Genomic DNA, 12,103 nt, shown 5'->3' on the forward strand with positions numbered 1-12,103 from the left:
GCCTTTCCTACGGAAGGCGGCGGGCACGGGCAAGGCGGGAGGTCAGCCGAGGATCTGCGGCAGGAGGCGCTGGACTTCGTCCGTGGGGGTGGCGAGGCGCGAGCGGTCCTCGCCGGGGAAGAAGCGGGCGCGGGTGCCGGTGGCCATGGGCTCTGGCTGGAGGACCAGCACGCGGGGGCCGATGCGCTCGGATTCGGCCTGCCACGAGCGGACGAGCGCGATCTGTGCGGCCTTGGTCGCCCCGTAGTGGCCGAAGAACCTCTGGCCGCCGCGCGGATCGTCGAAGAAGACGGCGCGGGACTCGGGCGCGAGGAGGGGCGAGAGGACCCCGATCAGGTCGGCGGTGGCGCGCAGGTTGATGGCGATGGACTTGTCGAGGTCCTTGACCGCGAGATGCCCGGCCGGGGCGAGAGGCCCCGCATGGATGGCGGTGTGGACCCAGAGGTCGAGCCGGCCCCAGCGGTCGTGGATCGAGCGGGCGAGCTGGCGCATCGCGTCGGGCACGGCGATGTCCATGGGGGCGAGCGTCGCCTGGCCGCCCTGAGCCTGAATCCGGTCGTCGAGCTCTTCGAGCGCGCCCACGGTGCGGGCGACGGCGACGACGTGGTGCGTGGGCGCGAGCGCGAGGGCGAGCGCGTGGCCCAGGCCGCGCGAGGCGCCGGTGACGAGGGCGGTAGGCATGGGGCGGGCCTTTCTGGACGATGCGGCCGTCTTCTGCCGCGTCCGGGGCTGGCCCGCAAGGCGGGCGCTCAGCTCGGGAGAGTGAGGAGGACGGACTCGGCGCCGCGCTGGAGGCGGAGGCCCTGTTCGTCGATCGCCAAGACCCGACCGCCGTCGACTTCCGCCCCTTCCGCAACGCGCACGACCTTGCCCGAGGCGAGGCGGAGCAGGGCGGAGTTGCCGTCCGGAGCGCCGAACAGGCCGATCAGCGTCGTCCGGTCGAGCGGGAGGCGGTCGGGAATCGTGGCCTTGGCTTCGGTGTCGGAGTTCACGTGGCCCAGGCTCTCGGGCCGCCCCTGCGGTCGGGTGGGCTCGGGCGCGAGGGCGTCGGGACGCGCGCGCGGGCGCAGGGGCTCGGGGAGGTCCCAGGTGTCGGCCATGCTCGGAACGCCTCTGTCATGGGCGCGCAGCTTCGGGCCGCGCCTCAAAGGGGCGTCCTAGGCAACGGAGGCGGTCCTGCGGAACTGACGAAACCGTGTGCCTGATCGATAGGCAGGATGCAGCGCATCCGGGCAGACCAGAGCAGCGGGCTTCGGCCAGCCACCGCAAGAGTGGCTGTGGCCGATCGTCGCCCCGACCGGGCCTACTCGGCGGCGGTCTTCATCTCGAAGCCCTGGTCCATCATGTCGGCCGGGGCCACGGGGTATTCGCCCGAGAAGCAGGCGTCGCAGTAGCGCGGCGCGAGGGGGTCGCGGCCCCCGGCCTCACCCACGGCACGGTAGAGGCCGTCGAGCGAGATGAACTTGATTGAGTCGACGCCCAGGTGGGAGCGCATCTCCTCCTCGCTCATGTTGGCGGCCAGGAGCTTCTCGCGGTTGGGCGTGTCCACGCCGTAGAAGCAGGGCCAGGCCGTGGGCGGGGAGGCGATGCGGAAATGGACCTCGCGCGCGCCGGCATCGAGGATCATCTCCTTGATCTTGCGCGAGGTGGTGCCGCGCACGACCGAGTCGTCCACCAGGATCACCCGCTTGCCGCGGATCAGCGCCCGGTTGACGTTGAGCTTGAGCCGCACGCCCATGTTGCGGATCTGGTCCGTGGGCTCGATGAAGGTGCGGCCCATGTACTGGTTGCGGATGATCCCCATGCCGAAGGGGATGCCCGACTCCTGCGCGTAGCCGATGGCGGCCGGGGTGCCCGAGTCCGGGACCGGGCAGACGAGGTCGGCGTCCACCGGCGCCTCGCGCGCCAGCTCCTTGCCGATGGCCTCGCGCGTTTCGTAGACCGATCGGCCGCCGATCAGGCTGTCGGGACGCGAGAAGTAGACGTGCTCAAAGATGCAGAAGCGCGACTTGCGTGGGCGGAAGGGGAAGAAGCTTTCGAGCCCCTTCTCGGCCGAGATGACGACCATCTCGCCGGGCTCGATTTCGCGCAGGAACTCGGCCCCCACGATGTCGAGCGCGCAGGTTTCGGAGGCGAGGACCCAACCCCCGCCCAGGCGGCCCACGACGAGCGGGCGGATGCCCAGGGGGTCGCGGCAGCCCACCAGCTTGGTCCGGGTCATGGCGACGACCGAGAAGGCGCCCTCCACCTTGCGCAGCGCGTCCTCCATGCGGTCCACCAGCGTGCGGCCCATGGAGCGGGCCATCAGGTGGATGATGCATTCCGTGTCCGAGGAGGACTGGAAGATCGACCCGCGCTCGATCAGTTCGCGTCGGAGCGCGACGGCGTTGGTCAGGTTGCCGTTGTGGGCGATGGCCGCGCCGCCGATGGCGAACTCGCCGAAGAAGGGCTGGACGTTGCGGATCACCGCCGGGCCCTTGTCACCGCTAGTCGAGTAGCGGACGTGGCCGATGCCGAGCGAGCCCGGCAGCGTGTCCATCACCTCGCGCGAAGTGAAGTTGTCCCGAACGTAGCCCATGCGGCGGGCCTGGTGGAAACCGCCCTCGGGGTCGAAGGTGACGATGCCCCCGGCCTCCTGCCCGCGGTGCTGCAGGGCGTGGAGCCCCAGGGCCACGAAGTTCGCCGCGTCGGCGACCCCGATGACGCCGAAGACGCCGCATTCCTCGCGCAGCTTGTCGTCGTCGAAGGGATGGGCGTAATGGACCTTCTCGGCCATGGTTCGGGCTCCGTGGCGGCGGCGGGGGCGTGCGGCGCCCGGATAGCCGAATGGCGTGGGGGTGTCACGGGCCTGTAACAGAGGTCCGAGCGCTGGGCACGGGAACGTGTCGCCGCAGCAGGCCTCAGGCCGGGGTGGCGCAGCTGCCGACCAGTTCCTCGTATTGGGTGGTGATCCAGCCCAGGGCCGCCTGCGGGTCCTGCTGCTCGATCTGGCCGGTGAGCCGGGCGAAGACGGCGCTGGCGCGGCTGTTCTCGACCATGGGGATGGGCTCGGCCGAAAGGACCGTGTCGTAGATGAAGAAGGCGACCGCGATCAGCAGGACGCCCCGGAACACCCCGAACAGGAAGCCCAGGCCCTGGTCGAGCCCGCCCAGGGCAGAGCGCTGCACGACCGAGGAGAAGAGCGGCGTGAAGATCGAGAAGAGCACGAGCGCCACCGCGAAGACGGCGGCGAAGGCGGCGATGATCGACAGCTCGCAGGAATCGCCGATGAAGTCGCCCAGCATGGGGATCTGGCGGACGAGCGGCTGCGCCCGGTCGGCGAAGATGAAGGCCAGGATCGTGGCCCCGATCCAGCCGGCGATGGCCAGCATCTCGCGCACGAGGCCGCGGCTGTAGGCCAGGAGCGCCGAAACCACGATGACGATCGCGACAATGCCGTCGATGATGGTGAAACCTTCCATGCGTCCCCGTGCCCTGTGTCTCAGGTCTCGCCGAGATGACCGGTCACGGCGGCGGCCAGATCGGGCATCTCCTTCAAGGCAAGCCCGGTGCTGGCCGCACGCTTGGCCAGCGTCGGCAGGATGGCCGCCGTGAAACCAAGTTTCTGCGCTTCCTTCAACCGGTTTTCGGTCTGGGTGACCGAACGGAGCCCCCCGGACAGGCTGATCTCGCCGAAGACGACCGCCTGCGGGTCGAGCGGCCGCTGCGCCTGGGCGGAGACCAGCGCCATGGCCACGGCCAGATCGGCGGCGGGCTCGGTGATGCGCAGGCCGCCCGCGACGTTGAGATACACGTCGAGGCCGGCGAAGCTGAGGCCCGCGCGGGCGTCGAGCACGGCAAGGATCATGGCGAGGCGCCCGCCGTCCCAGCCCACGACCGAGCGGCGCGTCTGGCCCGGCGCGGCGGGGGCGACGAGGGCCTGGATCTCGCACAGGATGGGCCGGGTTCCCTCGATGCCGCCGAAGACCACCGAGCCAGGAACCGGCGCGCCCCGGTCGGCGAGGAAGAGCGCCGAGGGGTTCTTCACCTCGATCAGGCCCTTGCCGGTCATTTCGAAGACGCCGATCTCGTCAGCGGGGCCGAAGCGGTTCTTGACGGCGCGCAGGATGCGGAACTGGTGGCCGCGGTCGCCCTCGAAGTAGAGCACCGTGTCCACCATGTGCTCGACCACGCGGGGGCCGGCGATCGCGCCTTCCTTGGTGACGTGGCCGACCATGACCACCGCGATGCCGCGCCGCTTGGCGAAGGAGGTCAGCTCGTGCGCGGCGGCGCGGACCTGGGAGACGGAGCCGGGCGCCGATTCGACGGTGTCGAGCCACATGGTCTGGATCGAATCGATGATGGCGAGCTGCGGCTGCTCGGATTCGAGCGTCGAGAGGATGTCGCGGAGCGCCGTCGCGGCGGCGAGCTTCACGGGGCTTTCGGTAAGCCCCAGCCGCTGGGCGCGCATCTGGACCTGGCCCGCCGATTCCTCGCCGGTGACATAGACGACCTTGAGGCCGTTGCGGGCGAAGCGCGCGGCGGCCTGAAGGAGGAGAGTGGACTTGCCGATGCCGGGATCGCCGCCCACGAGGATGGCCGAGGCCGCCACGAGGCCGCCGCCCAGGACGCGGTCGAGTTCGGCCACGCCGGCCTCGGTCCGGGGCGGGGGTGCCTCGGCTGTGGCGAGGTCCGTGAGAGTGAGGGCCGCGCCGCGCTTGAGCGCCTTTCCGGGCCCGGTGGCCAAGGGGCTGTCCTCGACGATGGTGTTCCACGAGCCGCAGGCGTCGCAACGCCCCGACCACTTGGACTGCGTGGCCCCGCAGACCGTGCAGGAAAAGACTTGTTCGCGCGCCATGATGCCCCCGATGTGGGCCATGGCGCGCGGGGGCGCAAGCCGTGGGGGATCACGTCATTCGGCGGCGGGGCGCTGGCCCATCGGGAAGACGTTGGCCCGCCGGTCGATGGCGGCGCCGTCGCGGTCGAGGTCCTGGCCCAGCGAGGGCAGCACGCGGCGGAGCTGCTCCTCCAGTTGCTGGATTTGGCTCGCGACGGTGGCTTCCTCCAACTCGACCTGCGAGGTCCAGCGCATGAGCTCGCGGCAGATCACCAGCGCCTCGCCGATGCGCTTCTGCTGCTCCTCGGCCTCCTGCTGCCGCTGGGCAAGGAAGGACTTGGCGCGGGCGACCTTCTCGTCGTTGTAGATCTCGGCCAGCCGATGCGATTGCTGCGACATCTGCGCGGCCATTGTCAGGATGTCGGCTTCGAGAAGCTTGAGATCGGGATGTTCGCGCAGGTAGTCGATCCGCTCGCGGACCTGATCGAATTCCGAGCTGAGCGTGAACACACCCTTTCGGTCGGCGACATGGGCGGCGTGATAGGCCAGCGAGACGTCCTCCATCGTCAGGCGGAAGTCGCGGTGGCTGCGCTCCAGCGACAGGACGCGGAGCGAGGACGGGAAGAACGCGGCGATCATCACGAGAAGGACGGTCAGGCCGATCTGAAGCGCCATGCCGGCTTGGGGAAAGGCCGTTTCGCCGAAGCCCGCCTCCAGTCGCAGCCAGGGCAAGATGCCCAGGGCCGATAGGAGCGTCACGACCACCATCGCCGCTGCTGCGGCGCCCACGACGTAAAGCGCGATCACGTGCAGGATCCGCACGACGTGATTCACGGTGGCGCGGAATTGCATCGACGCCCTCCCTTTCCTGATCCGAAACCATTGATTACCGGCTGCGTGCGCCGCATTCGCAATTTCAATGGCCGGGCGCTGGCTGTGGTTCCTCAGCGCCAGGAAACAATACCACGGGATTGGCCAAAAGATTAGGCCAACTTTTCGGCATTCACGATCAGCGGAGCGTGGCGATGGGGCCTTGGGCGCGGCCGTGGATGAACTGCTCCACGTAGGGGTCGCCGCTGCGGTCCAGCTCGGCCGCCGGACCCATCCAGCGCAGGTGACCGCCGTGGAGGAGCCCGACCCGGTCGGCCACCGCGTGCACGGTGGTCATGTCGTGGGTGATCGTGACGGCGGTGGCGCCGAGGTCGGTCACGGCCTCGCGGATGAGGCGGTTGATGACGCCGGCCATGATCGGGTCGAGGCCCGCCGTCGGCTCGTCGAAGAAGATGACTTGGGGGCTCGCGGCGATGGCGCGGGCGAGCGCCGCCCGCTTCTGCATGCCGCCCGACAGTTCGGCGGGATAGAGATCGGCGGTGCGCTCGGGCAGGCCCACGCGGGCGAGGCTGTCCACGGCGCGGGCGCGGGCCTCGGGGCGGGACAGGCCGTCCTTGAGGTGGCGGAAGGCCACGTTCTGCCAGACGGGCAGCGAATCGAAGAGCGCGCCGCCCTGGAAGAGCATCCCGAAGCGGGCCAGAAAAGCGTCGCGCGGCATCTCGCGCGTGTCCTGGCCGTCGAGGCGGATGGTGCCCGCGTCCGGGGTGACGAGGCCCAGGATGCACTTGAGCAGGACCGACTTGCCGGTGCCCGAGCCGCCGATGACCACCAGCGATTCGCCGCGCCCCACGTCGAGGTCGATGCCGTCGAGGACGGTGTTCGCGCCGAAGGCTTTGCGCAGGCCCCTGAGTTCGATCATGCGGAGAAGAACGCCTCGGTCAGGATCAGGTTGGCCGCGAGGATCGCCACGGCGGCGGCGACCACGGCGCTTTTCGTGGCCCGGCCCACGCCCATCGCGCCGCGGCCCGAGGTCATGCCGAACCAGCAGCCCATGAGCGCCGCGAGGAAGCCGAAGACGGCGCCCTTGGCCAGCGAGGACAGGATGTCGAGCGGTTCGAGGAAGTTGATGGTGTTGCGCAGGTACGGGGTGGACACGAAGCCCAGCCGTTCCGTCGCGACGAACCAGCCGCCCAGGATGCCGATGACGTCGCCCACCGCCACGAGGAGCGGCACCGAGACGAGCCCGGCGAGGACGCGCGGCAGGACGAGGTACTTCATCGGGTGCGTCGAGAGCGTCACGAGCGCGTCGATCTGCTCGGTCACCTTCATGGTGGCGATCTCGGCGGCGATGGAGGAGGTCACGCGCGCGGCGATCATCAGGCCCACGAGGACCGGGCCCAGTTCCCGCACCATGCCGATGGCGACGATCTGGGGGACCACCGCCTCGGCCCCGAAGCGGTTGCCGCCCGCGTAGATCTGAAGCGCCAGGGCGCCGCCGGTGAAGAGCGCCGTGAGGCCCACCACGGGGAGCGACAGCCAGCCGACCTGAAGGAGCGCGAGCCCGATCTCGCGCCCGTGGAAGGGAGGCCGGACGGCGTGGCTGACCGTCTCGGCGGTGAAGGCGGCGAAGCGGCCGATCCCGGCGAGAAGGCCCAGCGTCCAGGCGCCGAGCCGCGCGAGGGCCGTCAGGATCATTCGCGGTGGCTGCGGGCGTAGCGGGTGCCGAGCGACGTCAGCACCTCGTAGCCGATGGTCCCCGCCGCATCCGCGAGCTGGTCGATGGTCTGATGCGGCCCGAGGATCGACAGATGCTCCGGGTCCTCGGGCAGGTCGGTCACGTCGACGATGATGAGGTCCATCGAGACCCGCCCCACGGCGGGGCAGGGCGTGTCGCCGTGCCAGAGCGTGACCTTGTGCGACAGCGAGCGCAGGAGCCCGTCGGCGTAGCCCGCCGAGACGGTGGCCAGCCGCGAGGGCCGCTGCGCCTGCCAGGCGTTGCCGTAGCCTGCGACCTCGCCGGCCTGGAGGTCGCGGACCTGGATCACCGGCAGGTCGAGCGTCGCCACGGGGCGCGCGTGCTCGAAGGGCAGGCCGCCGTAGAGGCCGATGCCGGGGCGCACGAGGTCGAAGTGGTAGTCGGGGCCGAGCAGGATGCCCCCCGTGGCCGACAGCGAGCGTGGCACGTTCAGCCCGTCGGTCATCTGCCGGAAGAGGTCGAGCTGGTAGGCGTTCATCGGGTGGTCGGGCTCGTCGGCGCAGGCGAGGTGGCTCATCAGCAGGACGGGGTTCTGCGAGAGCGCGATCTCGGCCACCGCGGCCCATTCGTTCCATTCCATGCCCAGCCGGTTCATGCCAGTGTCGAGCTGGAGGCCGAAGGGCTGGCCGGGCACCGATTCGAGATGCCGCATGAGTTGGTCAACCGAGTTGACCACCGGCGTGAGCCCGCATTCGGCCACGAGCCGGGCGTCGCCCGCCATGTGGCCGGACAGCACGAAGATCTCTGGGCCGGGGCCCAGGGCGCGGCGGAGCGCGAAGCCTTCCTCGGCATAGGCCACGAAGAACTGCCGGGCGCCGGCGGCGGCCAGCGCGCGGGCGACGGGGCCCACCCCCAGCCCATAGGCGTCGGCCTTGACGACCGGCGCCGCGGGGGTGCGCGCGAGGGAAGCCAGCGCCTGCCAGTTGGCGACGATGGCGGAAAGATCGATGGAAAGACGCCCGGTGCCCATGGCCCGCCTCATGGCAGGAGAGGCGCGGCGCGGCAAGGGGCCGGGCTTGCGCCGAGGTTGCGCGGGAGCAAATCCGCAGGCAAGGGTGCGCGCTAAGGGACGGACCGGAACTCGTTCCCCGCCCCTGCGGGCCCGGTCGGGCCGCTTACGGAGATCACCATGACGACCAAGACCCTGGCGCTCGCGGGCGCCCTCTTCGCCGCGCTCGCCGCCCCGGCCGCTGCGCACATCACGTTCGAGGTTCCCGAGGCGGCGGCCGGCAGCACCTACAAGGGCGTGCTTCGCGTGGGCCACGGCTGCGAGGGCGCGGCCACCACGGCGATCCGGGTGCGGATCCCCGATGGCGTCATCAACGTGCATCCGATGCCCAAGCCCGGCTGGACGCTGGAAACGGTGGTCGCGCCCTATGCCAAGCCGGCGGTGCTGCACGGGGAGACCGTGACCGAGGGCGTGCGCGAGGTGGTCTGGAGCGGCGGCGTGCTGGAGGATGCCTGGTACGACGAGTTCGTGATCCGCGGCACCCTGCCCGAGGGAGAGGCCGGCACGGTGCTCGTGTTCCCGGTCGTGCAGGACTGCGGCGAGGCGGCGAACCGCTGGGTCGAGGTGCCTGCCGAGGGACAGGACCCGCACGACTTGGAGTTCCCGGCGCCGACCCTGACGCTGGTCCCGGCCGCGCATCACGGGCACTGAGGGAGGTGGCCTAGACCCTGGGGTCGAGCGGGTCGAGGTCGGGGTCGACGCCCTGCTTCTCGCCCTCTCCGGCCTGGCCCGGCACCGCGTCGCGCGCGAAATGGGCAGCCGAGGCCCCTTCGCCCACGTCCGGCAGACCCTGCGCGAACGTCTCGGACGGGACGTCGGCGTTGGCGACGGCGGGGCGCCGCGCGGGCGGGGTCCGGGGCGGGGTGGGACGTTCGGTCATGGGTTCGCTCCTGTCCGGGGACTGCCGGGATCAACCGGCGAGCGGGGGAGACGTTCCCGCGGAGGCGCCTGCCGGCCGTCGTTCCGGCCCGCCTATGCCATCGGGCGCCCGAAACTGGGAACAGCGCCCCGCACTGTTCCGCAGGTGGCTTGGCGACCTATCGCTCCTCGCCCTGCCAGGGCTTCACGAGGTTGCCGAAGCGGGTGAAGCGGCCCTCGAAGCTGAGTTCCACGGTGCCGATGGGGCCGTGGCGCTGCTTGCCGATGACGACCTCGGCCTTGCCGTGCAGGCGCTCCATCTCCTCCTGCCAGGTGGCCATCTTCTCCAGCTCGTGCTCGCCGGGTTTCTCGCGCTCCTTGTAGTATTCCTCGCGGAACACGAACATCACCACGTCGGCGTCCTGCTCGATCGAGCCCGATTCGCGGAGGTCCGAAAGCTGGGGCCGCTTGTCCTCGCGGTTCTCGACCTGACGGGAGAGCTGCGAGAGGGCGACCACGGGAACGTCGAGCTCCTTGGCGATGGCCTTGAGGCCCTGCGTGATCTCGGACACCTCGTTCACGCGGCTGTCCTTGGCGGTCGCGGGACGGATGAGCTGGAGGTAGTCGACCATCAGCACGTCGAGCCCGTGGGTCCGCTTGAGGCGGCGGGCGCGGGCGGCGAGCTGGTTGATCGGGATCGCGGGCGTGTCGTCGATGAAGAGCGGGCAGGCCTCCAGGTCCTTGGCGGCCTCGACGAAGCGGCGGAACTCGGCCTCGGTCATGTCGCCGCGGCGGATCTGCTCGGACGGGACCTCGGAGGCTTCGGAGAGGACGCGGGCGGCGAGCTGCTCGGCCGACATTTCCAGCGAGTAGAAGCCGACGATGCCGCCGTTCACCGTGCCTTCGGAGCCGTCGGGGAGGCGGCCGCGCTTGTAGGCCTTGGCGATGTTGAAGGCGATGTTCGTCGCGAGCGAGGTCTTGCCCATGGAGGGGCGGCCCGCGAGGATCAGGAGGTCGGACTTGTGCAGGCCGCCCAGCTTCTTGTCGAGGTCGATGAGGCCTGTGGAGATGCCCGCGAGACCCCCGTCGCGCTGGTAGGCGGCGTTCGCGGATTGGACGGCGTCGGTGACGGCGCGGAGGAAGGACTGGAAGCCCGTCTCGGACTTGCCCTGCTCGGCCATCTTGTAGAGCGCCGATTCGGCCTGGATGATCTGCTCGGCCGGGGGGCTGTCCACGTCGACCTGCGCCGCCTTGTCGGCGATGTCCTTGCCCAGGCGGATCAGCTCGCGCCGGATGGCGAGGTCGTAGAGGAGCTGGGCGTAGTCGCGGGCCGCGAAGCCCGAGATCGCCGCCCCGGCAAGGCGGGCGAGGTAGGCGGGGCCGCCCAGTTCCTTCAGCCCCTCGTCGTTCTCCAGGAAGGCCTTGAGCGTGACGGGCGAGGCCAGCGCGTTCTTGAGGATGCGCGACTTGGCGACCTCGAAGATCCGGGCGTGGACGGGATCGTAGAAGTGCTCGGGCCCGATGATCGCCGAGATGCGGTCGAAGATGTCGTTGTTCGTGAGGATCGCGCCCAGGATCTGCTGCTCGGCCTCGATGCTGTGGGGCATCGCCTCCTGGACGGGCGGCTCGGACGGCAGCGGGCGCGGCCGGAAGGGCGCGATCTCGGTCATGACTCGGAGCCTCGTGTTCGCATTCTGTTTTTCTAGGTCTTACGCCGCCGCCGTCATAGGGACAAACGACGAATCCTGTGGGAGGCTCTGTGGATCGTTCGGCGGGGCCTGTGGACAACAGGGGGCCGGAGCGTTTCCGCCGCGTCTGGGGGCACGGGGCGGACGGTTTCCGGCGCTGCGCCGGGGGTGCCAGTCCGGGCGCAGGGGGCGCGTCCACGACGCGCGGCGGCTGGCATGGCACCAGCGGACCCCGTCCCGGTCCTCAAGGAGCATGGCACCCGGCGGGCGGTTCTCATCGGCCCTGAAGGGCCGGGCACCGGGGGCGCGGGGGACGGCCTGTGTCGTCGGCACCCGTCGCGAGGGCCAGACTGGCAGGCGAGGGTTAACAGATCCTCACACCACCGAACGGTCCTCCCCCGCTTCGCGCAACACCCCCCTGGAGCGTCAGGCCGGGGCCCAGCCCTCCGGGTCGTGGAGGTAGGCCTCGACGGCGGCCAGCGTCTCGGCGTCGAAGGCCTCCCGGCGGCGGGCCTCGGCCAGCACATCCCACCAGGTGCAGAGCGAATGGAGCCGCACGCCCTCGGCGGCGAGGCGCTCGTGCATCTCGGGGAAGATGCCATAGGCGAAGATGACCGCCGTATGGGCGCAGGTGGCCCCGGTGTCGCGGATGGCCTGCACGAAGCTGAGCTTGGAGCCGCCGTCGGTGGCGAGGTCCTCGACGAGGAGGACCCGCTGGCCCTCGGTCATCACGCCCTCGATCCGGGCGTTCCTGCCGTAGCCCTTGGGCTTCTTGCGCACGTAGGTCATGGGCAGCGCCATGCGGTCCGCGACCATGGCGGCGAAGGGGATGCCCGCCGTTTCGCCGCCCGCGATGTTGTCGAAGGCCTCCAGCCCCGCCTCGCGCATCACCGTCACGCACAGGAAGTCCATCAGCGCCGACCGGATGCGGGGGAAGGAGATCAGGCGGCGGCAGTCGATGTAGGTGGGCGCCTTGCGGCCCGAGGCGTGGGTGAAGGGCTCGCGCGCGTTGAAGTGGACGGCCTTGGCCTCCAGCAGCATGGCGGCGGACAGGCGCGCGATCTCCTCGCGCGGGGGGAAGCTCGTGGGGATCATGGCGGCTCCGGGGCGTTGGGTCGGGGCCGCATATGACGGATGGACGGGGG

At 70.5% G+C, this 12,103-nt stretch carries 13 protein-coding genes; 1 reads left to right on the forward strand and 12 read right to left on the reverse strand.

Annotated features, from left to right (window positions below; genetic code table 11):
* Window positions 1-42: 42 nt before the first annotated feature.
* The 9 genes from FHG71_RS04625 to alr all read right to left on the reverse strand — a co-directional run bounded on the left by FHG71_RS04625 (window position 43) and on the right by alr (window position 8,373).
* Complete coding sequence (locus FHG71_RS04625) at window positions 43-681, reverse strand: SDR family NAD(P)-dependent oxidoreductase (protein ID WP_139080449.1); 639 nt, start codon at window positions 679-681, stop codon at window positions 43-45.
* Window positions 682-749: 68 nt separating this feature from the next.
* A complete protein-coding gene (locus FHG71_RS04630) occupies window positions 750-1,100 on the reverse strand; it encodes a hypothetical protein (RefSeq protein ID WP_139080450.1) in 351 nt (116 codons plus the stop codon).
* Between the two features lie 203 nt (window positions 1,101-1,303).
* Complete coding sequence (purF, locus tag FHG71_RS04635) at window positions 1,304-2,776, reverse strand: amidophosphoribosyltransferase (protein WP_139080451.1); 1,473 nt, start codon at window positions 2,774-2,776, stop codon at window positions 1,304-1,306.
* Between the two features lie 124 nt (window positions 2,777-2,900).
* Complete coding sequence (locus FHG71_RS04640) at window positions 2,901-3,461, reverse strand: CvpA family protein (protein ID WP_139080452.1); 561 nt, start codon at window positions 3,459-3,461, stop codon at window positions 2,901-2,903.
* Window positions 3,462-3,481: 20 nt separating this feature from the next.
* Window positions 3,482-4,837 carry a DNA repair protein RadA gene (gene radA / locus FHG71_RS04645; protein WP_139080453.1) on the reverse strand — a complete coding sequence of 452 codons (1,356 nt, stop codon included), beginning with the start codon at window positions 4,835-4,837 and terminating at the stop codon, window positions 3,482-3,484.
* Between the two features lie 54 nt (window positions 4,838-4,891).
* Entirely contained in the window at window positions 4,892-5,668 is a 777-nt protein-coding gene (locus FHG71_RS04650) for a DNA repair protein (protein ID WP_176559288.1), read from the reverse strand.
* A gap of 157 nt (window positions 5,669-5,825) precedes the next feature.
* Window positions 5,826-6,566: an ABC transporter ATP-binding protein gene (locus FHG71_RS04655; RefSeq protein ID WP_139080454.1), complete on the reverse strand. Its 741-nt coding sequence runs from the start codon at window positions 6,564-6,566 to the stop codon at window positions 5,826-5,828.
* On the reverse strand, window positions 6,563-7,342 hold the full coding sequence (locus tag FHG71_RS04660) for an MlaE family ABC transporter permease (RefSeq protein WP_176559289.1): 780 nt from the start codon (window positions 7,340-7,342) through the stop codon (window positions 6,563-6,565). The genes FHG71_RS04655 and FHG71_RS04660 overlap by 4 nt, the downstream gene beginning before the upstream one ends.
* Window positions 7,339-8,373, reverse strand: coding sequence for an alanine racemase (gene alr, locus FHG71_RS04665; protein ID WP_139080455.1), 1,035 nt, complete (start codon window positions 8,371-8,373; stop codon window positions 7,339-7,341). The genes FHG71_RS04660 and alr overlap by 4 nt, the downstream gene beginning before the upstream one ends.
* Before the next feature lie 159 nt (window positions 8,374-8,532).
* Here alr and FHG71_RS04670 point away from each other — a divergent pair, with 159 nt between their 5' ends.
* Window positions 8,533-9,063 (forward strand): YcnI family copper-binding membrane protein, encoded by a 531-nt coding sequence (locus tag FHG71_RS04670; RefSeq protein ID WP_139080456.1) that lies wholly within the window; start codon window positions 8,533-8,535, stop codon window positions 9,061-9,063.
* 10 nt (window positions 9,064-9,073) lie between these two features.
* On the opposite strand, the gene FHG71_RS04675 is transcribed toward FHG71_RS04670, so the two are convergent.
* From FHG71_RS04675 to FHG71_RS04685, 3 genes are all read right to left on the reverse strand, one after another.
* On the reverse strand, window positions 9,074-9,292 hold the full coding sequence (locus FHG71_RS04675; RefSeq protein WP_139080457.1) for a hypothetical protein: 219 nt from the start codon (window positions 9,290-9,292) through the stop codon (window positions 9,074-9,076).
* 157 nt (window positions 9,293-9,449) lie between these two features.
* Window positions 9,450-10,940, reverse strand: coding sequence for a replicative DNA helicase (locus FHG71_RS04680; protein ID WP_139080458.1), 1,491 nt, complete (start codon window positions 10,938-10,940; stop codon window positions 9,450-9,452).
* Window positions 10,941-11,384: 444 nt separating this feature from the next.
* A complete protein-coding gene (locus FHG71_RS04685) occupies window positions 11,385-12,053 on the reverse strand; it encodes an orotate phosphoribosyltransferase (RefSeq protein ID WP_139080459.1) in 669 nt (222 codons plus the stop codon).
* Window positions 12,054-12,103 lie beyond the last annotated feature (50 nt).

Origin of the sequence: Rubellimicrobium roseum (assembly GCF_006152145.1) — a bacterium.
Lineage (GTDB): Bacteria > Pseudomonadota > Alphaproteobacteria > Rhodobacterales > Rhodobacteraceae > Rubellimicrobium > Rubellimicrobium roseum.